This is a genomic window from Ralstonia flaminis, assembly GCF_958415495.1.
Taxonomy (GTDB): domain Bacteria; phylum Pseudomonadota; class Gammaproteobacteria; order Burkholderiales; family Burkholderiaceae; genus Ralstonia; species Ralstonia flaminis.
The window spans coordinates 195002-217928 of record NZ_CATZLL010000001.1; the positions used below are offsets into that span (position 1 = coordinate 195002).

20 protein-coding genes are annotated in these 22927 nt (G+C 62.8%); 12 read left to right on the forward strand and 8 right to left on the reverse strand.

The genetic code is table 11. The annotated features are described in order from the left end of the window. Positions 1 to 45: 45 nt before the first annotated feature. Positions 46 to 696: a uracil phosphoribosyltransferase gene (upp, locus tag R2N11_RS00975; RefSeq protein WP_199032508.1), complete on the forward strand. Its 651-nt coding sequence runs from the start codon at positions 46 to 48 to the stop codon at positions 694 to 696. A 101-nt stretch (positions 697 to 797) separates the two neighbouring features. Here upp and R2N11_RS00980 read toward each other — a convergent pair whose 3' ends face one another. Together R2N11_RS00980 and R2N11_RS00985 are read right to left on the reverse strand one after the other, a co-directional pair. Next, positions 798 to 950 (reverse strand): DUF3149 domain-containing protein, encoded by a 153-nt coding sequence (locus R2N11_RS00980; RefSeq protein ID WP_084209933.1) that lies wholly within the window; start codon positions 948 to 950, stop codon positions 798 to 800. A 163-nt stretch (positions 951 to 1113) separates the two neighbouring features. Next, the gene (locus R2N11_RS00985) at positions 1114 to 2682 is read right to left on the reverse strand and encodes a helicase HerA-like C-terminal domain-containing protein (RefSeq protein ID WP_316679815.1); all 1569 of its coding nucleotides are present in this window, start codon (positions 2680 to 2682) and stop codon (positions 1114 to 1116) included. A 182-nt stretch (positions 2683 to 2864) separates the two neighbouring features. Between R2N11_RS00985 and R2N11_RS00990 the strand changes: the two genes are divergently transcribed. The 9 genes from R2N11_RS00990 to R2N11_RS01030 all read left to right on the forward strand — a co-directional run bounded on the left by R2N11_RS00990 (position 2865) and on the right by R2N11_RS01030 (position 12846). Then, a complete protein-coding gene (locus tag R2N11_RS00990) occupies positions 2865 to 3590 on the forward strand; it encodes a YebC/PmpR family DNA-binding transcriptional regulator (protein WP_199027719.1) in 726 nt (241 codons plus the stop codon). Between the two features lie 94 nt (positions 3591 to 3684). Beyond that, on the forward strand, positions 3685 to 4953 hold the full coding sequence (purD, locus tag R2N11_RS00995; protein ID WP_199027721.1) for a phosphoribosylamine--glycine ligase: 1269 nt from the start codon (positions 3685 to 3687) through the stop codon (positions 4951 to 4953). A 145-nt stretch (positions 4954 to 5098) separates the two neighbouring features. Next, positions 5099 to 6007 (forward strand): oxygen-dependent coproporphyrinogen oxidase, encoded by a 909-nt coding sequence (gene hemF / locus R2N11_RS01000; RefSeq protein ID WP_199027795.1) that lies wholly within the window; start codon positions 5099 to 5101, stop codon positions 6005 to 6007. Further along, on the forward strand, positions 6004 to 6714 hold the full coding sequence (locus R2N11_RS01005) for a nicotinate-nucleotide adenylyltransferase (RefSeq protein ID WP_316679819.1): 711 nt from the start codon (positions 6004 to 6006) through the stop codon (positions 6712 to 6714). The genes hemF and R2N11_RS01005 overlap by 4 nt, the downstream gene beginning before the upstream one ends. Before the next feature lie 70 nt (positions 6715 to 6784). Continuing rightward, positions 6785 to 7423, forward strand: a complete 639-nt coding sequence (gene rsfS, locus R2N11_RS01010) for a ribosome silencing factor (RefSeq protein ID WP_199027725.1) — start codon at positions 6785 to 6787, stop codon at positions 7421 to 7423. Positions 7424 to 7443: 20 nt separating this feature from the next. Beyond that, positions 7444 to 7914: a 23S rRNA (pseudouridine(1915)-N(3))-methyltransferase RlmH gene (rlmH, locus tag R2N11_RS01015; RefSeq protein ID WP_027680941.1), complete on the forward strand. Its 471-nt coding sequence runs from the start codon at positions 7444 to 7446 to the stop codon at positions 7912 to 7914. After that, positions 7911 to 8534 (forward strand): Maf family protein, encoded by a 624-nt coding sequence (locus R2N11_RS01020; RefSeq protein WP_199027727.1) that lies wholly within the window; start codon positions 7911 to 7913, stop codon positions 8532 to 8534. Before rlmH ends, R2N11_RS01020 begins: the two co-directional genes overlap by 4 nt. 133 nt (positions 8535 to 8667) lie before the next feature. After that, on the forward strand, positions 8668 to 10137 hold the full coding sequence (gene rng / locus R2N11_RS01025; RefSeq protein WP_316679820.1) for a ribonuclease G: 1470 nt from the start codon (positions 8668 to 8670) through the stop codon (positions 10135 to 10137). A gap of 576 nt (positions 10138 to 10713) precedes the next feature. After that, positions 10714 to 12846, forward strand: a complete 2133-nt coding sequence (locus tag R2N11_RS01030; protein ID WP_316679821.1) for an acyltransferase family protein — start codon at positions 10714 to 10716, stop codon at positions 12844 to 12846. 110 nt (positions 12847 to 12956) lie between these two features. Here R2N11_RS01030 and R2N11_RS01035 read toward each other — a convergent pair whose 3' ends face one another. The 4 genes from R2N11_RS01035 to mdlC all read right to left on the reverse strand — a co-directional run bounded on the left by R2N11_RS01035 (position 12957) and on the right by mdlC (position 18529). Beyond that, entirely contained in the window at positions 12957 to 14348 is a 1392-nt protein-coding gene (locus R2N11_RS01035; protein ID WP_316679822.1) for an MFS transporter, read from the reverse strand. Positions 14349 to 14512: 164 nt separating this feature from the next. Further along, complete coding sequence (locus R2N11_RS01040) at positions 14513 to 15448, reverse strand: ketopantoate reductase family protein (RefSeq protein WP_316679823.1); 936 nt, start codon at positions 15446 to 15448, stop codon at positions 14513 to 14515. Positions 15449 to 15455: 7 nt separating this feature from the next. Then, entirely contained in the window at positions 15456 to 16940 is a 1485-nt protein-coding gene (locus R2N11_RS01045; RefSeq protein WP_316679824.1) for an aldehyde dehydrogenase, read from the reverse strand. Then, on the reverse strand, positions 16940 to 18529 hold the full coding sequence (gene mdlC / locus R2N11_RS01050; protein ID WP_316679825.1) for a benzoylformate decarboxylase: 1590 nt from the start codon (positions 18527 to 18529) through the stop codon (positions 16940 to 16942). The genes R2N11_RS01045 and mdlC overlap by 1 nt, the downstream gene beginning before the upstream one ends. 101 nt (positions 18530 to 18630) lie before the next feature. Between mdlC and R2N11_RS01055 the strand changes: the two genes are divergently transcribed. After that, the gene (locus R2N11_RS01055; protein ID WP_316679826.1) at positions 18631 to 19530 is read left to right on the forward strand and encodes a LysR substrate-binding domain-containing protein; all 900 of its coding nucleotides are present in this window, start codon (positions 18631 to 18633) and stop codon (positions 19528 to 19530) included. Positions 19531 to 19536: 6 nt separating this feature from the next. Here R2N11_RS01055 and R2N11_RS01060 read toward each other — a convergent pair whose 3' ends face one another. Next, entirely contained in the window at positions 19537 to 20133 is a 597-nt protein-coding gene (locus R2N11_RS01060; RefSeq protein WP_199027738.1) for a peroxidase-related enzyme, read from the reverse strand. A 53-nt stretch (positions 20134 to 20186) separates the two neighbouring features. Then, complete coding sequence (msbA, locus tag R2N11_RS01065) at positions 20187 to 22037, reverse strand: lipid A export permease/ATP-binding protein MsbA (protein WP_430715401.1); 1851 nt, start codon at positions 22035 to 22037, stop codon at positions 20187 to 20189. A gap of 106 nt (positions 22038 to 22143) precedes the next feature. Between msbA and R2N11_RS01070 the strand changes: the two genes are divergently transcribed. Continuing rightward, a complete protein-coding gene (locus R2N11_RS01070; RefSeq protein WP_316679828.1) occupies positions 22144 to 22926 on the forward strand; it encodes a glycosyltransferase family 25 protein in 783 nt (260 codons plus the stop codon). Position 22927 lies beyond the last annotated feature (1 nt).

Genomic DNA, 22927 nt, shown 5'->3' on the forward strand with positions numbered 1-22927 from the left:
TGGGGCGCGCCGTACAATGCGCCCCACTACTGCATTCTTCTCGCCATGAAACAAGATCCGCGCTTCCCCAATCTGTTCATCCTCAATCACCCGCTGATCCAGCACAAGCTCACGCACATGCGCGACAAGGACACGTCCACGCGCACGTTCCGCGAGCTGCTGCGTGAGATCACACTGCTGATGGGCTACGAGATCACGCGCAACCTGCCGCTAACCAACCGCCACATCGACACGCCGATGGGCCCGATGGAAGCCCCCGTCATCGCCGGCCGCAAGCTAGCTGTGGTGCCGGTGCTGCGCGCGGGCGTGGGCATGAGCGACGGGCTGGTGGAACTGATCCCTTCGGCGCGTATCGGCCATATCGGCGTCTACCGCGACGAACACCATCGCCCGGTGGAATACCTCGTGCGCCTGCCGGATCTGGAAGACCGCACCTTCATCCTGTGCGATCCGATGGTCGCCACCGGCTACTCGGCCGTACACGCCATCGACGTGATGAAGAAGCGCGGCGTGCCGGACGAGAACATCCTCTTCCTGGCGCTCGTGGCCGCTCCGGAAGGTGTGGAGGTGTTCCAGAAAGCGCATCCGGGCGTGAAGCTGTTCGTGGCCTCGCTCGATTCGCACCTGGATGAAAACGCCTACATCATCCCCGGGCTGGGCGATGCGGGCGACCGCCTGTTCGGCACGAAGAACTGATCGTGCGGCGTTCTATGCAAACAAAAACAGCCGGCCTTGCCGGCTGTTTGCTTTGGTGCGCGCGGCCGCTGCGAAGGGTGGGTAGCCGGTGGTGACGCGGATCAGGCTTGGCGCTGCTTGGCGGCGCGTTCTTCTTCACGCATCTTGCGAACGAAGAGGCGCGAGAAGAATGCGCCCATGCCGATGAGAAAGCCGATGACGGCGAGGCTCGCCAGGCCGGTATCGGTCGTGAACAAGATTTTGAGTGCGGTCATAAGCCAGATCTCCCGGATTGAGGGCCGCGGCACCGGATGATGCCTCGGCCCAATGCAGTCTAGGGAGACTGGCGAGCCAGGTATTGCGTGCGGTCAAGCGCAGAGGCGGTCGCATCCCCCGCGCTGTCGGTTGCCTGATCAAAGTCAGAAGCGATTGGTGCGATTAGCGCTTCTTCGACCCGCCCAGGATGCTACCCAGCACCCCGCGTACGATCTCGCGCCCAACCGTCGAACCGATCGTGCGCATGGTCGACTTGGCCAGCGTCTCGACGATCGAATCGCCACGCCCCGTGCGGCCCGTGCCCTTGGTCAGGATCGAGCCAATCTCACCCAGCCAGCCACCGCCTTCCTGCTGCGCGGGTGCCGGTGCGGGAACAGAGGTGGGCGCCGAACCCGACGATGCACCGAAATCCGTGCCAATGGACCCGGATGGCGATGCAGGTGCGGCCCCACCCGTCGCCACGCGCCCGGTCAGGATTTCGTAGGCCGATTCACGATCGATTGCCGTGTCATAGCGACCTGCCACCAACGAGTTGGCGAGCAGCGCACGACGCTCCTCATCCGAGATCGGCCCAATGCGCGATGCCGGCGGCACGACAAACGCACGCTCCGTAATTTCCGGGCGGCCACCCTCATCCAGCATGGAGATCAGCGCTTCGCCCACGGCCAGTTCGCCGATCGCCTGTTCAATGCTGAACTCCGGGTTCGCGCGCATGGTGGTAGCGGCCGCCTTCACGGCCTTCTGGTCGCGCGGCGTGAAGGCGCGCAATGCGTGCTGCACACGGTTGCCGAGCTGACCGAGCACGGTGTCGGGCACGTCGGACGGATTCTGTGTCACGAAATACACGCCCACGCCCTTGGAGCGGATCAACCGCACCACCTGCTCCACCTTCTGGAGCAGCGACGGCGGCGCGTCGTTGAACAGCAGGTGCGCCTCGTCAAAGAAGAACGCCAGCTTGGGCTTGTCCAGATCGCCCACTTCCGGCAGGTGCTCGAACAGCTCCGAGAGCATCCACAGCAGGAACGTCGCGTACAGCTTGGGCGCGTTGAGCAGCTTGTCGGCCGCCAGGATGTTGATCACGCCCTGCCCGCGCACGGTCTGCATCAGGTCGTTGATGTCGAGCATCGGCTCACCGAAGAACTTGTCAGCGCCCTGCTCTTCCAGTGCAATCAGGTTGCGTTGGATAGCCCCGATACTGGCCGACGAGATGTTGCCGTACTTGTTCGTGTACTCCGACGAATGCTCGCCCACATGCTGCAGCATCGCGCGCAGGTCTTTCATATCGAGCAGCGCAAGGCCGGAGTCATCCGCAATCCGGAAGACAAGGTTGAGCACGCCGGTCTGGATGTCGTTCAGCTCCAGCATGCGAGACAGCATCAGCGGGCCCATGTCTGACACGGTGGCGCGCACCGGGTGGCCCTTTTCGCCATAGACATCCCACAGCGTGACGGGGCAGCCGGCCCATTGCGGTTCTTCCAGGCCGCGCTCCTGCAGGCGGGCCTTGAGCTTGTCGTTAGACTGGCCGGGCTGCGAGATGCCGGTAAGGTCACCTTTGACGTCCGCCAGAAAGACCGGCACGCCGATCTTCGACAGGCCCTGCGCGATCGTCTGCAGCGTGACGGTCTTGCCGGTGCCGGTGGCACCGGTGATCAGGCCATGCCGGTTGGCGAGCTGAGGCAGCAGCACCAGCTCGGTCTTGGCGTTCTTGGCAATCAGGATGGGATCGGTCATGGCGTTTGGGCGAGGATCATTCGGGGGATAGCACACTCAGAAGTCGACCGGATGGACAGGGCGATGGACGTGTGCAGCATGCTAAAATCTGCGACCGATTATAGAGCGTGCAGGTGGCGTCAGACCGCCATCTGGGCGCCACGCATCGCACGATTTTCCACCGTATCCGCTCGGAGAGTTTCATGGCCGGTCATTCCAAATGGGCCAATATCAAGCATAAGAAAGCCGCTGCCGACGCCAAGCGCGGCAAGATTTGGACGCGCCTGATCAAGGAAATCACCGTGGCGGCCCGCCTGGGCGGCGGTGATGCGGATTCGAACCCCCGCCTGCGCCTGGCCATGGACAAGGCCACCGACGCCAACATGCCCAAGGACAACATCCAGCGCGCCATCCAGCGCGGCGTGGGTGGCCTGGAAGGCGCGAACTACGAAGAAATCCGCTACGAAGGCTACGGCATCAACGGCGCCGCCATCATCGTTGACTGCCTGACCGACAACCGCACGCGCACCGTGGCCGAAGTCCGCCACGGGTTCGACAAGTACGGCGGCAACATGGGCACATCGGGCTCGGTGGCGTTCCTGTTCGACCACATCGGCCAGTTCATCTTTGCCCCGGGCACGCCTGAGGACAAGCTGATGGACGCCGCGCTCGAAGCCGGTGCCGACGACGTCGTCACCCATGAAGACGGCGCGCTCGAAGTCATCTGCCCGCCGCACGATTTCTCCAAGGTCAAGACCGCGCTGGAAGCCGCCGGCTTCAAGGCCGAACTGGCCGAAGTCATCATGAAGCCGCAGACCGAAGTCGTGTTCACCGGCGAGGATGCGGTCAAGATGCAGAAGCTGCTCGACGTCCTGGAAAACCTGGACGACGTGCAGGAAGTCTTCACCAACGCGGTCATTGGGGAGTAAGCCCCGGGGCGCGCATAACGGCGATCGACCTCACGATCGCCGTTTTTATTTTCCAGATTTCGAATCGGATTTTGAATTTCTAGGCAGGTACAGCATGAAAGTGATGGTGGTCGGTTCGGGCGGTCGAGAGCACGCCCTGGCATGGAAGCTGGCACGCTCGCCCAAGGTGCAGGTGGTCTACGTGGCGCCGGGCAATGGCGGCACGGCGCTCGACAAGCGCCTGCAGAACCTGCCGATCACGGATCCGGAAGTACTGGCCGCCTTTGCCGAGCGCGAAGGCATCCACTTCACGGTGGTGGGCCCGGAAGCACCGCTGGCTGCAGGCATCGTCGACCTGTTCCGCGCCAAGGGCCTGCGCATCTTCGGGCCGACCAAGGCTGCGGCGCAGCTCGAATCGTCAAAGGATTTCGCCAAGGCGTTCATGCATCGCCACGGCATTCCAACCGCTAAGTACCAGACCTTCAGCGACGCGGCACAGGCACATGCCTACATTGACCAGGAAGGCGCCCCGATCGTCATCAAGGCCGATGGCCTGGCCGCTGGTAAGGGCGTGGTCGTGGCGATGACGGCCGAGGAAGCACACAGCGCCGTCGATATGATGCTGGCCGACAACCGCCTGGGCGACGCCGGTGCGCGCGTCGTCATTGAAGAATTCCTGGCCGGCGAAGAAGCCAGCTTCATCGTCGTGTGCGATGGCAAGAACGTCGTGGCGCTGGCCACCAGCCAAGACCACAAGCGCCTGCTCGACGGCGACGCCGGCCCCAACACGGGCGGCATGGGCGCGTACTCGCCCGCGCCGGTGGTCACGCCCACGCTGCACGCCCGCGCACTGCGCGAGATCATCATGCCGACCATCCGCGGCATGGAGAAGGACGGCATCCCGTACACCGGCTTCCTGTACGCCGGCCTGATGATCGACGCCGACGGCAACCTCAAAACGCTCGAATTCAACTGCCGCATGGGCGACCCGGAAACGCAGCCCATCATGGCGCGCATGAAGACCGACCTGTACGACGTGCTCGACCGCGCGATCGACGGCAAGCTCGACGGCATGGAACTGGACTGGGACCGCCGCACCGCGCTGGGCGTGGTGATGGCAGCCCACAACTATCCAGACACCCCACGCAAGGGCGACGTCATCACCGGCATCCCGAAGGAGACGGAAGACAGCGTCACCTTCCACGCCGGCACGACGCTAAAAGATGGCGTGCTGACCACCAGCGGCGGCCGTGTGCTGTGCGTGGTCGGCCTGGCCGATACCGTCAAGGCCGCTCAGCGCGCCGCGTACAACGCGATCGAACAGATCCAGTTTGACGGCGCCCAGTACCGCAAGGACATTGGCCACCGCGCCATCCGCCATTGAGCGATTCCCCGCCGCGCTGATGCCCCAGAGGGCCAAGCGCGGCATCCGTCACCCAGGGTGATCCCCACCAAGCCCCTGGCGGCCTGCCCGCTACAATGGTGACAACCGCATGAATCGGCCGCACACGCGGCCCCGCCCGAATCTGATGGATACCCAAGCCGTCCGCGCCTACCTGCTGGACCTGCAGGACCGCATCACCACCGCCGTCGGCGCGCTCGACGGTGGCACCTTTGCCACCGATGCGTGGGAAAAGCCGCCCACCGAACGCCTGCGCGGCAGTGGCCGCACCCGCATCCTGGAAGGTGGCGCGCTGCTTGAGCGCGGCGGCGTCGGCTTCTCGCACGTGATGGGCGACACTCTGCCCCCGTCGGCCACCGCCAACCGGCCAGAACTAGCCGGACGCGGCTTCGAGGCGATGGGCGTGTCGCTGGTCTTCCACCCGCGCAACCCTTACGTGCCGACGGTGCACATGAACGTGCGCTGCTTCGTCGCCAAGCGGCCCGATGCCGACCCCGTCTGGTGGTTCGGTGGCGGCATGGACCTGACGCCCTATTACGGCTTCGCTGAAGACGCCTCGCACTTCCACCGCACCTGCCAGGGCGCCCTGGCCCCCTACGGCGACGAGCTGTACCCGCGCTTCAAGCAGTGGTGCGACGACTACTTCTACCTGAAGCACCGCAAGGAAGCGCGAGGCATCGGCGGCATCTTCTTCGACGATTTTGCCGAACTCGGCTTCGAGCGCAGCTTCGAGATGATGCGCTCCGTGGGCGATGCATTCCTGCCCGCCTGGCAGCCCATCGCCGAGCAACGCCACGCCACCCCCTACGGTGAACGCGAGCGCGCCTTCCAGGCCTACCGCCGTGGCCGCTATGTCGAATTCAATCTCGTGTTTGACCGTGGCACGCTGTTCGGCCTGCAAAGCGGTGGCCGCGCGGAATCGATCCTGATGTCGATGCCGCCCGTGGCCAACTGGCGCTACGACTGGCAGCCCGAACCAGGGTCACCGGAAGCCGCGCTGTACACCGATTTCCTGCCGGCGCGCGACTGGGTATGACGCTTCCCACGTTCGTTCGCCCCGATCTCGGTCGCCCCTACCGCCTCGGCTTGCTGGGCGGCACCTTTGATCCGCCGCACGTCGGCCATATCGCCCTGGCCGAGTTGTGCATTGCTCGGCTCGACCTTGATGAGTTGCTGTGGATCCCGACCGGTGTATCGTGGCAGAAAGCCGCCGATATCACGCCCGCGCCGCTGCGTTTTGCCATGACCGAACTGGCCGCGAAAGCCGTGCGCTCAGGCCGCGCTCGAGTGCACGTCAGCTCGATGGAAGTCGACCGCCACGGCCCAAGCTACACCATCGACACCGTGCGCGAACTGCGCGGCGTCTACGGCCCGGATACCTCCATGGCCTGGCTGATGGGCGCCGATCAGCTCGTCGGCCTCGACACCTGGCACGGCTGGCAAGACCTGTTCGAATATGTGCACCTGTGTGTCGCCACGCGCCCCGGTTTCGACCTGAACGCCCTGCATGTGCCTGTGCAGCATGAGCTCGATGTGCGCCGAGGTGATACAGCATTGATACAATGCGCACCCGCCGGCCATATGTGGATCGACCAGACCCTGTCCGTCGACCTGTCGTCCACCCGCCTGCGCCAGCAGCTTGCCACTGGCGAGCGCTGCGACGCCGACCTGCCCGCCGGGGTGGCCGACCTGATCCAATCGCATTCGCTGTACCGCCGTGCCGATGGCACGGTCAGTGTTTGACCGCGTGTTTGATCCCATTCACGCGCTTTTTTGACCTTTTTCTCGCCCCTAAACGTTCTTCTCACTCAGTATGGATATTCGCAAACTACAACGCGTGATCGTCGACGCGCTCGAAGACGTCAAGGCGCAAGACATCAAGGTCTTCAATACGACGCACCTGACCGAACTCTTCGACCGCACGGTCATCGCCAGCGGTACGTCCAACCGTCAGACCAAGGCACTGGCTGCATCCGTGCGTGACGCCGTCAAGGAAGCCGGCGGCCACATCATCGCCGTGGAAGGCGAAGACGTGGGCGAATGGGTGCTGGTCGACTGTGGCGACGCCGTGGTCCACATCATGCAGCCGCAACTGCGCCAGTACTACAACCTGGAAGAGATCTGGGGCGACAAGCCGGTGCGTATCCAGCTTGGCGGCAACAGTGGACGCGGCCTGCCCAAGGCCAGCGAAGGTTACGACGACGAGGAAGACGAGGCCGAAGAGGTCACGCCAGCCAAGCGCCGTACCACCAAGCCCGCGCTGGCCGGTGAGCGCCCGACCAAGGCTGCGGCCCCGAAAAAGCCTGCAACCAAGACCGCAGCGAAGAAGACCACCACCAGCCGCCCGGCCACCAAGCGCGCGACCGGCACAGGCGGCACGGCCAAGCCTGCCACGAAGACCGCAGCCAAGACGGCTGCCAAGCGCGCTCCGGCCAAGAAGCGGGCAGCGTAATTCGCGCAGGCAGCCTCGCCATGCAGTTGTTGATCGTCGCCGTTGGGCACAAGATGCCGTCCTGGATTGAGGATGGCTTCTCTGAATATGCCAAGCGCATGCCGCCCGAACTGCGCATCGAACTGCGCGAGATCAAGCCCGAGCAGCGCTCGGGCAGCCGCACCGCCGCTACCGTCATGCAGCTCGAAGCCGCGCGCATCGAAGCCGCGCTGCCCAAGGGCTGCCGCATGATCGCGCTGGATGAGCGGGGCAAGGACCTCACCACCGTGGCCCTGGCCGAATCCCTCACCGGCTGGCAACAGGAAGGTGGGGACATCGCTTTCGTAATCGGTGGAGCGGATGGGCTCGACCCGGCGCTCAAAGCCAAAGCGCGCACGCTGATTCGCCTGTCGAGCCTGACGCTGCCGCACGGCATGGTGCGCGTGCTGCTGGCCGAGCAGCTCTATCGCGCGTGGAGCATCACGCAAAACCACCCGTATCACCGCGTATGACCATCGACGCCCCGGGCGCGCCACACCTCTACCTCGCTTCGCAAAGCCCGCGCCGACAGGAGCTGCTGCGCCAGATCGGCGCGCGCTTCGAGCTGCTGCTGGCCAGCGACGAGGAAGATGCCGAAGCGCTGGAGGCCGTGCTCCCCGGTGAGACGCCCGACGACTACGTCCAGCGCGTCTGCACGTTGAAGGCGCAAGCTGCAGTGCGCCGCCGGATCGCACGCAACCTCCCCGCGCTACCGATCCTCACCTCCGATACCACGGTGTGCCTGGATGGCGAAATTCTTGGCAAACCGTCCGACGCCGCTGACGCCCACCGCATGCTACGCGGCATGTCCGGTCGCGAGCACCGCGTGCTAACCGCCGTGACGGTCGTTACCGCCAGTGGTACGCCAATGCATGCGCTGTCCGTTTCCGACGTGCGCTTTGCTGTACTGACAGACACCGACATTGCCCGCTACATCGCCAGCGGCGAGCCCTTCGGCAAGGCCGGCGCGTACGGTATCCAAGGCCGTGCGGCCGCCTTCGTCGCCCATATTTCGGGAAGCTATTCGGGTATCATGGGCCTACCCTTGTTCGAGACCGCCGCACTGCTCGCCCAAGCGGGCATCACGCTGTAACCCGCACCCTGATCGGCGTTCTCGCACGCTGGCCAGATGTGCGAGGGCTGGTTCCAGAACGCGCTTGCTTCATGCTCCGTCGTACATTGCAGCGCAGCAGGCGCGTCCTGAAACCCGCTCTCTTATCTGGCACATGTCCGAAGACATCCTCGTCAATATCACGCCGCAAGAAACGCGCGTGGCCATCGTCCAGCAAGCCGCCGTTCAGGAACTCCATATCGAGCGCACGCTCACACGCGGCCTGGTTGGCAACATCTATCTCGGCAAGGTCGTGCGCGTGCTGCCGGGCATGCAGTCCGCCTTCATCGATATCGGCCTGGAACGCGCGGCGTTCCTGCACGTGGCCGACATCTGGCACCCGCGCGACGCCAAGGACGTGCCGCCCACTCCGCAGGTCGCCATCGAGAAGACGCTCTTTGAAGGCCAGGCCCTGATGGTGCAGGTCATCAAGGATCCGATCGGCACCAAGGGCGCGCGCCTGTCCACGCAAGTCAGCATTGCCGGCCGCACGCTGGTGTATCTGCCGCAAGACCCGCACATCGGCATCTCACAAAAGATCGGCAATGAAGCCGAACGCGAAGCACTGCGCGCGCGCGTGACCGCTATGGTGCCGACGGATGAGCGTGGTGGTTTCATCGTGCGCACCATCGCCGAAGAAGCGACCGACGAAGAACTCGCCAACGACGTTGCCTACCTGCGCAAGATCTGGGCGACCATCCGCCATAGCGCCACGACCCTGCCCGCGCCGTCGATCCTGTATCAAGATCTGAACCTCGCCCAGCGTGTGCTGCGCGATTTCGTGACGGACGAGACACGCAGCATCCAGATCGATTCGCGCGAGAACCATCAGAAGCTGGTCGAGTTTGCGCAGGAATACACGCCGGCTGTGGTCGAGCGCTTGACGCACTACACCGGCGAGCGACCGATCTTCGACCTGTACAACATCGAGGCGGAAGTCGAACGCGCGCTGTCGCGCCGGGTCGATCTGAAATCGGGTGGCTACCTGATGATCGACCAGACTGAGGCGATGACGACGATCGACGTCAACACCGGCGGTTACGTGGGTGCGCGCAACTTTGACGACACGATCTTCAAGACCAACCTGGAAGCCGCGCACACCATCGCGCGGCAACTGCGACTGCGCAACCTGGGCGGCATCATCATCATTGACTTCATCGACATGGAGTCCGCCGAGCATCGCGATGCGGTGCTGGCGGAACTGCGCAAGGCGCTCGCACGCGACCGCACGCGCATCACGGTCAACAGCTTCTCGCAGTTGGGGCTGGTGGAGATGACGCGCAAACGTACGCGGGAATCGCTCGCGCACGTGCTGTGCGAGCAGTGCCCGGTCTGCCAGGGCAAGGGCCAGGTCAAGACGCCGCGTACGGTCTGCTACGACATCCTGCGCGAGATCATGCGCGAGTCTCGGCAATTCAATCCGCGCGAGTTCCGTATCCTCGCCTCGCAATCGGTGATCGATCTGTTCCTGGAAGAAGAGAGCCAGCATCTCGCAATGCTGGGCGACTTTATCGGCAAGCCGATTTCGTTACAGGTGGAATCGGCGGCGGCAAGCCAGGAGCAGTACGACATCATCCTGATGTAGCGCACAGCGCATTTTCCTGATACTCACGCGCGATCTGCCGCCCCAGAGAAATCGGCGACGATTCTGCAGAGAGTCCCCCAATCCGGCGTCAACACGCACCTCAGTTGAAGTGGGGGCATGGCCGGTCTGACATCGGATTCAGTCACAACACACGGCTCGGCATATGCGGCCTCGTCTTAGCCCGGCACTTCACGCTATCAAATCCCACGCCGCCTGGCACATCCCGAGTTGACTAGCATGGATTGCCGAATAAAACATGCCAAGACGCCCCATCAAACTTGGTTTGAGCGACAGCAACACGGTACCTGCGTACCGGGCAAACCTCTGCCACACATCGTTCCATTCCAGACTTCATTAATTGCCTCTCGCGTTTAAAGAAACTTAGCGGAAGGCATTTCCGCTGTCCTTTCGTTGATCGCTACATATAGAAGTGAGCATCAACACCCGATAGGTTATTTTTGTGTATCATCCGACCCTCAAAAAAAATTAACGATTGGCAAACGTTGTCGTAGCTAGTTGCTCAGCTCTCTCGCAATAGCTTTCGCAACATGCCAGACGAGGGGTATTAAGCAGGTCATGATCGTTGGTCACACAACAGCAGTAGCTTTACCAAGAACACGGGAAAATGTTGGCGCGACCACTCGCCGCAGCACTACTCCTTCAAGTACAACGTCTCATAAAACTCCGGGGCACTACCGGCCTGACATCGATGGTTTTCGTGCCATCGCCGTCCTTGCCGTCATACTCTGCCACGCGCATTGGAATCTGCTTTCCGGTGGCTATATCGGCGTCGATATCTTCTTTGTGATCTCGGGCTATGTGGTCACAAGATCAATCGATCGCGCTCAACGGTCCGGGACCTTCTCGTTGGGGACTTTTTATGCGAGACGGGTTCGCCGACTCGCTCCTGCCCTGTATTGCATGGTCGGGGCAACGCTGGTTTTCTGTCTAATCTTTCAATTTCCGGAAGAAAGCTATGACACCCTAAAAAACGGGCTCTTCATAGCGATCTTTTACTCAAACATTTTCCTTGCAAGAAAGACCGGCTATTTTGATTCCACTGCGGATCAATTGCCACTTCTGCATACATGGTCACTCTCTGTCGAGGAGCAGTTCTACCTCGCGTTCCCGTTGCTGCTCCTGCTTCTAAGAAGGCGAACGAAACCACTCATCCTGCTTGCCATGATGGGTGCCCTCTTTCTGGGATCACTCGCCTACTCCCAGTACGCGGTGTTGCATGCGCTGCCGCGCACGTACTTTGAACTACAGACGAGGGGTTTCGAATTCCTGATTGGCGCCCTGCTGGCGCACTTTCCGGTGCAGGTTGCAACTGCACAGCACCGCTTGCGCTACGACGCGACCTTGTTGCTAGGACTCGCGATAATCTCGGCATGCGCAGTGATGTACACACCAGCCACCCCGATGCCGGGCCTCTATGCCTTGGCTCCATGCATCGGAGCGGCGCTGGTCATCGCGGGCGGCGATCGGGCACACGTCCTTGGCCCGGTGCTGTCAAACCCCGTGACAGCTTATCTCGGGAAGCTGTCGTATGTGCTCTATCTCTGGCACTGGCCGATCTTCTTTGCTCTGCGCAAATTTCATCTGACTTCGAATGCATGGACCTGTGTGGGATTGCTGCTGTGCGCTGCCATTGCCATACCGACACACCACTTGGTTGAGCAGCCCATCCGAAATGCGAAGTGGTCAACGCGAAAAAGCCTGCTTCTCCTTTTCTTGGCTCCAGCCGCAATCTTGGGCGCACTCGTTCTTGCATCCAAATGGACGAATCACTTCACGGCCCTCTACCCCGCAACGCTGCGTCAGAGTTTTGATCAGACCGGTCGCTCCATCTTTGACGGAGACCGGGCACAACGCTGCTGGAACAAAGTCGAGGTCACCTCAGCCGCTGACTGTAGCGTAGGCAATCCCCAGACCGCTACCCGTGCGATCTTTTGGGGTGACTCCCACGCCTATCAACTCATCAGCTTCATGGATGCGCTTGGAAAGGACTATGGTCTCTCAATTCATGACGTGGCACATGCTATGTGCCCCCCGATAAGCGATGGCCCCGCGCGCGCCGGCAACCCTGCTTACCAGAATCATCGGGAGGGCTGCCTTCTGCACAACCGCTTGGTCATGGAGCACATCCTGGCGCGCGCAGACATTGATGTCGTCATCATGTCTGCGGCATGGACCAACTACATAAATCTCGATACGGGCAATCATCCGCAGCCGACTCTGCACGGCTTCATGCCCGGCGATCACTACGTTGAAGATACTGTTGCTCGCTTGAGAGCAGCAGGAAAACATGTGGTACTGGTTGACGATGTTCCAGTCGCGCCGCCCGAACTAGAGAACTGTGCGTCCAATCGCTTATATGGCATCCGACCACAGAACGAGAATTGCACATATCCAGCAACGCAAGCGAGGACTGCGCACCTCCCAACTGAGACGCTGTTTGGGCGGCTAAAGAATGCCTTTCCCGATATCCCGATCATTCACACATACGACGTGCCCTGCGATGCAGAGTATTGCCACACCGAAATCTCCGGCGTCGATCTATACAAGCACAACGACGGCGGACATCTCGGATTGGGAGGGAGCAATACTTACTATCGCGCTTACCGGGCGAAGCATCCGGACGAATTGGCCTCGATGTTTTGTTCGGCAGAAAACACTTGTTCTTCTCCGCAGATCAATAAGCGATAGGATGCCGCCTCAAATCAAGTCGCAACGAGCGCGTGACGGCTTAACTACGGCGTCTCTGAGCATTGCCGATGAGCGGCCCCAAAGCCGAGGCCACTCATCGCTGCTGCGTCCTATGACTGCACAGGACTGCCATGCGGACGCTCCTGCGCAGTCAGCGGCACTACCGTCCGCATCGTCAACCTCGGAATCTGCTCCCGCATCACAAGCAGCGCGCCCAACACCACCAGCATGGCAATCCCCAGCATTGCCAGATACGCACTCGAACCACCCGCGGTGATGACCATGGCGCCGGCAAACGCGCTCAAGATCGCGCCCAAGCGCCCGAATGCGACGGCGGATGCAGTACCCGTGGCGCGCACCGCCGTCGGATAGACAAACGCACACAGCGCATACATTGTCGACTGCACCGCGTTGACGAACAGCCCGTGCAAGCCCAGCCCGATGAGCAGCAACTGCGTGCTCTGGCGGGCATCCACACCTTGCATAGCAAACGCACTCAGCGCTGCGCCGATACAGCAGAGCGCCATCGGCCAGCGCGACCCCCAGCGCGCAATTGCTATGGCGCATACCAGCGCGCCGATCACGCCACCCAGGTTGTAGGCCGTCAACCCCTGACCCGCCACCGCGACACTCAACCCCTCCGAGGCCAGCATGGTCGGCAGCCAACTGAATGCTGCGTACACCGCCAGCAGGCACATAAAGAACGCCGCCCACAGCGCCACCGTGTCGTGCGCCTGGCCCGGCGCAAAGAGCGAACGGAATCCAGCGTGCTGGATGACCTTCTGGCCGGCCAGATCGGTAAAGGTGGAGTCAGCCGGCGTGGAGCGCTCCATGCGCGTCAGCAACCGTGCCAATTGTGGCCAGTGTGATTGGCGGCGCGCCAGGAACCGAGGCGACTCCGGCAGCGCCGCGACCAACACGAAGCCAAGCACCAGCGGCAGCGCGCCGCCAATCCAGAACAGCCCGCGCCATCCGTAAATCGGCAGCACGTGGCCGGCAAACATCCCCGCCAACATGCCTCCCAGGGGTACGCACACGATGGTAGCGGTCACAGCCAGCGTGCGGCGCCGCGCCGGTGTGAACTCGGCCGTCATCGTGGTTGAGCTTGGCAGTGCTCCACCAATGCCCAGGCCCGCGATAAAGCGTAACGCGGCGATCGTCGCCACATTGGGTGCAAAACCGATCATGCAGGTGGCCGCACCAAACACGAACACGCTGCCAATGAGCGCCCAGCGCCGCCCAAACTGATCAGCGAACAAGCCAGCCAGCGCGCTACCGATGCCCATGCCGATCAAACCAGCCGCCACCGCCGGCGCGAATGCGTTGCGCGTAATGCCCCATTCCTTGATGAGCACAGGAATGGCGAAGCCGATCAACTGGCCATCAAAACCGTCCATGACGATGGCGAACGCGGCAAGCAACACCGCCGCCTTTTGGGCAAACGAGAACGGCCCGTCATCCAGGACGCGGCCGATGTCGATGGGAGCACGATCCTGGCTCATACCGGCCTCCGCTTAGAGGCAGAACGGCCGGATGGCAAACCAGGCGCACTAAACACACCTGCCAGTCTGAAGCAGCACAGCATGGGGTTGTCTCCATTGGGCTGGCGTCTACGCGCCACTTATTTAACATGTTAACAATATAGACGGACTAGCTTCCTGTTCAACTAGGGTGTTTGCGGATGTGTGGATTGCGCCTGCACCAGGCGCACCAACTGCATCAGTGTCTCGGTATGCGGCACACGCACACCATGCCGACGTGCCGCTACGACCACGGCGCCGTTGATCGACTCAATCTCGGTCGGACGCCCGGCCAGCACATCCTGCAGCATCGACGGCTTGTGCCCGCGATGCGCGACGATGGCGTGGCGCACGTTCTCGCTCACTTTGATTGCGTCGACGTTGACACCGCTCGCCCTTGCCACCGCAAGCACTTCTTCGACAATGGTCAGCGCGAGTGCCGGCCCATCCTCCACCGCGCCCAGCGCGTCGACGGGGCGGTTCAACACCGTACACAGTGGATTGAGCGCGGCATTGAAGGCGACCTTTTCCCACACGGCGCCCCATACGTTGGCATCGGCTTGGCTGCGTAGACCCGCGTCGGACAAGACACATACGACGCGCTCCAGCATCGGCCGATCAACACCATCGGCCGTCATCATGCGGATCACGCCAGCGCCATGCGAGCGCACGTGACCGGGCCCCGCCAGATCCGCAGGCCATGTCGTTACACCAACGAGGATGCGTTCCTGCGGCACCACCGAAGCCAGCGCCTCCACATTGCCCAGGCCGTTCTGTAACGTCAGCACATACGTGGACGGCCCGATCAGCTGACGCACGCTCGCCAGCGCAGCGCGCGTGTGCATCGACTTCGTGAAGACGATGAGCAGATCCGGCACCTGGGTTGCCTGGCTCGGGCGCAACGCCTGCAGGTTGCGCACGTGGCGGTCACCGGTATCGGTTTCCAGCCGCAAGCCGTGGGCGGCAATCACAGCAAGGTGTGCATCGTTGATGTCGAGCAGCGTGACCTGCTCGCCCGTTTCCGCCAGCAACCCACCGAACAGCGAGCCCATGGCGCCCGCACCAAGAATGGCGATCTTCATACGCATCTCAGAACGGATAGTGGCGCGGCGTGGTCTGCACGGTCATCCAGCGCAGCTCGGTAAATTCGGCCACACCCGCGCGGCCGCCAAAACGTCCAAAGCCGCTCGCCTTGACGCCGCCAAACGGCATCTGCGCTTCGTCATGCACGGTCGGGCCGTTGATATGGCAGATGCCCGATTCGATACGACGGGCCACGTTCATGGCGCGCGCCACGTCTCGGCTGAACACGGCAGACGACAGCCCATATGCGTTGTCATTGGCGCAGGCGATAGCAGCATCGTCGCCGCTCACACGCACGATGCCCTTGACCGGGCCGAAGGACTCTTCCGAATAGATCAGCATGTCCGCCGTGACGTGATCGAGCAGCGTGGCGGGCATCAACGTGCTGGTGGCCTTGCCGCCGCACAGCAGCTTCGCACCCTTGGCAAGCGCATCGTCGATCATGTGGTTGCAACGCTCGACCGTGCTCATATCGACCACCGAGCCGAGCACCGCTGGCCCCTTGCGCGGATCGCCCAGCGGCAGCGAAGCGGCCTTGGCGGCCAGCTTCGCAACGAATGAATCGGCGATGGCTTCGTCGACGATGATGCGTTCGGTGGACATGCAGATCTGGCCCGAGTTGGCGAACGCGCCGAACGCCGCACCGCCCACTGCGGCGTCGATGTCCGCATCGGCCAACACCAGCAGCGGTGCCTTGCCGCCCAGCTCCAGCACGGCGGGCTTCAGATGCGCGGCACAGGTCTGCGCGATGATGCGCCCCACCCGCGTCGAGCCCGTGAAGTTGACGCGACGCACTGCGGGGTGCGCAATCATCGCCTCCACGATTGCACCGGCATCGGCCGGCGCGTTCGTCACAAAGTTGACGACGCCCTTGGGCAGCCCTGCTTCCTGCAGCGCTTCGATGATGAGTCCATGCGTGGCAGGCGATATCTCCGAGCCCTTGAGCACCACAGTGTTGCCGCACGCCAGCGGCAACGCAATCGCGCGCGCCGCCAGGACGACCGGTGCGTTCCACGGTGCGATACCAAGCACGACGCCTGCAGGCTGACGCACGCCCATGGCGAGGCTGCCTGGTATGTCCGATGGGATGATCTCGCCGGCAATCTGCGTGACCATGGCGGCAGCCTCCAGCAAACCGCTGGCGGCCAGATGCACGTTGAAGCCCGCCCACAATGCTGAGGCGCCGGTCTCCGCTGCCATTGCAGCGGCGAAGGCTGCGCCCTTGGCTTCAAGTGCCTGGGCGGCACGCATCAGCAACGCACGGCGCTCGGTCGGTCCCATGGCGGCCCAGCCGGGGAACGCAGCCGCGGCGGCGTCGACGGCATTCTTCGCATCCTTCACCGTTGCCGCGGGTGCTCGCGTCGCGACAGAACCATCCAGCGGGTTGCGGCGCTCGAAGACTGCGCCATTGCTGGCTTGCACGCGCTCGCCGTTGATCAGCATCGAGATGGTTTGCGCACCCTCCAGCGGGGCGACAGTCGTATTCGTCATCAGGCAATCTCCACTTCAATCAAGGTTGGTCCGGTGGATTGCAGCGCGGCGCGCAGCATGGCCTCCAACGCGTGTGGGTCAGTCACGCGCTCGCCGGTGCAGCCCATGGCGCGAGCCAATCCGACGAAGTCGATGCCGTGCAGGTCAGTGCCTTGCACCGGGTCATTGGGTGCAAAGCCGAACACCGGCGCGAAATCCTGCAGGGCAGCATAGCGGCGGTTGTTCAGGATCACGAACGTCATGGGCAACTTGAGCAGCGATGCGCTCCACAGCGCCTGGATGGAGTACATGCTCGATCCATCGCCAATCAGGCCGATCACGCGCGTGCCCGGCTTGGCGAGTGCCACACCTACAGCGGCAGGCATGCCGTAGCCCAATCCCCCGCTATCCATGGTGTAGAAAGCGCCCGAGCGACGCATCGGCAGGTAGGCCTGCATCACCGAGCGCGCGCTGGGGGCCTCTTCAACGACGATGTCTGCGGGGCCTCGCAGCGCATCGAGCGTTTGCAAAACGAAGGCGGTGGACATGGGCGATGCCGGTTCGGCTCGCGGCGATTTGACGCTGGCCGCAGGCAGCGGCCGCGCGGGCGGCGCGGGCCTTGAGAGCAAGTCCTGCACGCCGAGACGGATGTTGCCGACGGCCGAGACGCCCTCGGGCGTCCACGATGCGGTGGCCGGATCATCGACCAACTGTACGAGCTTGGCTCCCACCGGCACGTGCGGCCCATGTCCTTCCACGTGATACGTGAACGCCGGTGCGCCAAGCGCAAACACCACGTCGTGCCCCTGCAGCAGGCCGACGATCTTCTCGCGCATCGCCGGCAGGAAACCGGCGAACAGGCGGTGGTCTTCCGGAAAGGCGCCACGCCCAGCCATTGGTGCGGTAAACACACGTGCGCTGTGCGCTTCGGCAAGCTGCACAACGGCATCCCAGGCACCCGCGCGATCCACAGCTGCACCTACAACAAACGCCGGCCGCTGCGCCGCATCCAGCGTGTCGCCAATGCGCGCGAGCGTGGCGGGATCGGGCCGCACCTCGTACGCCACGTCATGCGCAGCAACAGGCTCGGTCAGCTGATCCCAGTCATCCACAGGGATAGACACGAGCACAGGGCCACGCGGCTCCTGCATGGCGATGTGATATGCACGAGCCAGCGCCAGCGGCACGTCCTGCGCGCGCGCAGGCTCGATGCTCCATTTGACGTACGGCTTGGGCAGCTCGGTGGCCTGGTTGGAGGCAAGGAATGGATCGAACGGCAAGATGGACCGGGCCTGCTGCCCCGCCGTGATCACCAGCGGCGTGCGGTTCTTGAACGCCGTAAAGATGTTGCCCATCGCGTTGCCGACACCCGCCGCCGAGTGCAAATTGACTAGCGCGGCGTTGCCGGTTGCCTGCGCATAGCCGTCGGCCATGCCAACCACCACAGCCTCCTGCAGGCCGAGGATGTAGCGAAAGTCCTCGGGAAAATCCCGGAACATCGGCAGCTCGGTGGACCCCGGATTGCCGAACACGTGGGTCATGCCGAGCCGGCGAAGCAGTTCGATCGTGGCGTCGCGCACCGTGACGAGCGCGAGCGAAGTGCGGGTCATGCAGTGTCTCCTTGTGTTGCTCCGTGCATTGGCCGCCCAGTATGGGAGTCGTTCGACTTGCGCGATATTGAATTTTCTGCAGAAAGTCATTACCTTTTGGCATGCCTTTCGACCTGCGCCAATTGCGCGCCTTCACCACCATTGTCTCGGCCGGCAGCCTCGGGCGTGCGGCAGAGGTCTTGCACGTCACCCAGCCGGCGTTGAGCCGCATCATCAAGCGTCTGGAAGACGAGGTGGGGGCGCCTCTGTTCGAGCGGCACTCCAAAGGCATGCAACTCACCGTCATTGGACAGGCGCTGTTGCCGCACGCCACGCTGCTGCAACACGAGGCCGACTACGCTCGCGAAGAGATCGACGCGATGCGCGGGCTTGCCAAGGGCACCATCCGCGTGGGTGCGGTCGGCAGCATTGCCAGCTACGTCCTGCCGCTGGCCGTCGGCACAGTGGTGGCCCGCTGGCCGAATCTGCGTGTGGAAATACTGGAAGGGGTGTGGGACCGGCTAGCCGAGGGACTGGTCAAGCACGAGATCGACCTTGCACTGTCCATGGCGATGCCGGATACGGATGCGATCATCGCGATTGCCGACTGCCGTTGGGAAGACGCGAGTTTCGTGGTGGCATCGCCCGAGCACCCGTTGCGCAAGCGCCCCGCTCTGTCGCTTGCCGACACGATGTCAGCGCCATGGGCCATCCCGCCGCGCGGTACCGGCCCATACGAGCACATGCGGCAGGTGTTCGAGGCTGCAGGCCTTGAGCTACCCAATATCGTGGTGGAAACGCGCTCAGTCACGGCGCTCAAGAGCCTGGTGGCGCGCTCGGGCTTCCTGAGCTGGATGGCCGAGCCGATGATTGATGCCGAGCGCCGTGCGGGCGTGATTGAACCACTGCCGATTCCCGGGCTGGTGGCGCGCCGCACGCTTACCGCGTTCCGGCGCCGCCACGGCATCCTGCCCAGTCCGGCCATCAAGCTGCTTGAGGCATTGCGCGAACTGACGGCGTAGCGCTGTCTACTTCTTCTCGCGTGGCAGACGCCCCATCAGGAAGAACTCATCGTTCGGCCGCATCGAGATCACGTTCGCCATACGGTTCGACAAGCCGAAGAAGGCCGTGATGCCAGCGATGTCCCAGATGTCCTCGTCGTCGAAGCCATGCACGCGCAACGCGTCGTAGTCGGCCTCGTTGACGGTGTGTGAAGCCGTGCAAACCTTCATCGCAAAGTCGAGCATGGCCCGTTGGCGCGGCGTGATATCGGCCTTGCGATGGTTGACCGCAACCTGATCGGCCACCAGCGGATTCTTCTCGTAAATACGCAGGATGGCGCCGTGCGCAACCACGCAATACAGGCACTGGTTGGCGCCCGACGTAGCCACCACAATCATCTCGCGCTCGCCCTTGGTCAGGCTGCTGCCCTCGCGCAGCATCAACGCATCGTGGTAGGCAAAGAAGGCGCGGCACTCATCGGGCCGGTGCGAGAGCGCGAGGAAGACGTTCGGCACAAAGCCGGTCTTCTCCTGCACCTCGAGGATACGCGCGCGAATGTCTTCGGGAATGTCAGCCAGCTCAGGAACGGGGAACCGACTGATGGGCGGCGTGGTGGTCGTCATGATGTCTCCTTTGGGTGTGAGCATCACGAGCACGCCGCCCGGAAGTGAACTGCTTACTGAGTGGCGAACTGGATGCGATGCAGTCCAGCATACAACCCATCGCGGTCGATGAGCTCGCGGTGCGTGCCCGCCTCGGCAATCTTGCCGTGCTCCAGCACGATGATACGGTCGGCGTTTTCGATGGTCGACAGGCGGTGCGCGATCACCAGCGTCGTGCGGCCTTCCATCAGACGTTCGAGCGCAGCCTGCACCTGGCGTTCGGATTCCGAGTCAAGCGCGGACGTTGCCTCGTCCAGGATCAGAATCGGCGCGTCCTTGTAGATGGCACGGGCAATCGCCAAGCGCTGGCGCTGGCCACCAGAGAGCTTCGAACCGTTGTCGCCGATGTTGGTGTCAATGCCTTCCGGCAGGTTATCCACCATATCCGTCAAGTACGCAGCCTCCAACGCACGACGCACACGTGCCATGTCGATCTCAGAGGCGTCCCGCGCGCCATACGCCACGTTGGCGGCAATGGTGTCGTTGAACAGCACCACGTCCTGGCTCACGAAGGCAATCTGGCGGCGCAGATCCTGCAGCGACAAGTCGGCCAGCGCATCGCCATCGAGCGAGATGGTGCCCGAGGTCGGATCGAAGAAGCGCGGCATCAGGTTCACCAGCGTGGTCTTGCCGCTGCCAGATGGCCCGACAAGGGCGACGATCTCACCCGGTTTCACATGCAGGTCGACATTGTCGAGCGCAGCCCTGCCATCCGCGCCGTAGCGGAAGGTTACGCGATCGAAACGGATATCACCGCGGGCGCGGTCAATGTGCTTGCCACCTTCCTGCGGTTCGATCGGCGTATCGATCAGGCCGAAGATGAACTCGGCGGCAGTCAGGCCTCGTTGCAGCGGCTGGTTCACATCCGTCAGGTGCTTGAGCGGCGAGATCAGCAGCAGCATCGCCATCACAAAACCGGTAAAGCCGCCGACCGTGGTCTGGTTGGCCTGCGCCTGCATCATGGCGATCGCCAGGATGATGGACAGCGCCAGCGCCGCCAGGAACTGCGTCACCGGTTGGTTCAGGCCACCGGCCACGGCTACGCGCATGGCGTAGCTGCGCAGGCGGTTGGTCATGGCGTTGAAGCGCAGCGTTTCGTAGGCCTCGCCGCCGTGCAGCTTGACGACCTTGTAGCCACCGACGGCCTCCTCCACCACGTAGGCAGCCTGGTTGGTCAGGTTCTGGCTTTCACGGTTGAGCGAGCGCAGGCGGCGATTAATGCGCGACATCAGCAGGCCGATGACCGGCAGGATCACCGCCACCACCAGTGTCAGGCGCCAGTTGGTATAGAAGAGGAAGACCAGCAGTGCGAGCACCGTCATCGAATCGCGCACCATCGTGATGAACACGCCGGTCAGCACCTGCAGCACCTGGTTGACCTCGAAGATCACGGCGTTGATGATCGACGCCGCCGTGTTCTGCTGGTAGTACGACGCCGGCGCCTGCAGCAGCCGCTCGAACATCTTCACACGCAGGTTCAACAGCACCTTGTTCGACACCAGGCTCAGCAGGTAGGTCGACGCAAACTGCGCCACCCCGCGCACCACGGCAATGCCGACCAGCATGGCCGGCACCTGCCACAGCTTGCCGGCGTATTCACCGCCAAAGCCTTGGTCCAGCAGGTCCTTCACGACCTTGGGGATGATCCCTTCCGTGGCCGCCACCACGCCCATGGCAACCATAGAGAGGATGAACGCGGTGAGCTCGGGACGCAGGTACGTCCACAGCCGTTTGAGTAACGGCTTGGAGGGATCTTGGTGGTCAGACTTTGCTTGTATACTCACGGCGTTTTCAGATAAGGGTGGGCAGACGGCACCGCATTGCAACGGGCACTGCCGGCAGCATGTGCATGCCGCGCCTGCCATCCGACAGATGGGCGACCCGGCATTTTACGGCAATCACCTGTTTCGGCCCATCCTAGTAGCAGAATCCACAGCCAAGACGCATTGCCGCGTCACCTGATCCTTACGCATGAGTTCGCGCGTTCCCACGTTCTTCATCAACCTCGAGCACGACGTCGGGCGCCGTAAAGCCCTCGAAGATCAGCTTGATACACTCGGTCTACCGCACACGCGCTTTCCCGGCGTGTACGGCAAAGCACTTCCCGCCGAGGCGTTGGCGCGCCACTACAACCACACCCGCGCCGTTGCCGAAAGCCGCGAACTGACCGTCGGCGAAGTCGGCTGCGCCCTGAGTCATCTGGGCGTCTATCGTGCGATGCTGGAACAGGATCTGCCCTACGCACTCATTCTGGAGGATGACGCGAAACTTGGGCCGGACGTACCTGCCGTGCTCGATGCCCTGGTGCAACAGGTCTCACCAGACGAGCCCGTGGTGACACTGCTCACGCATATCAATCGTTACTACAAGCGCAGCGCAAAACCACTCGATCCAAGCCATAGCGTGGTGAAGCTGGCGAATTACCAGTGGCTGGCGCACGGCTACTTCGTCACACGTGCAGCGGCCAAACGCATGGTCGAACAGCTCTACCCCGTGTGGCTGGCGGCCGACTACTGGCACAAGTTCGAGCGCGAAGGCATCGTGCAGATGCGTGCGGTCGTGCCGTACGTGATCAGCGTGCAGGATTTCGATACCGGCTCCAACCTGGAAGCCGATCGTGCCATCAAAAGTCGCCAAGCCGATGAGGAGCGATGGCTCAGCCATCGTCTGCATCTGATCTTCGTGCACAAGTTCCTCTACCAGATCTTCGTGCGGCCGTTCCGCGGCATCGCCAAGCAGAAGAGGACGTGGTGAT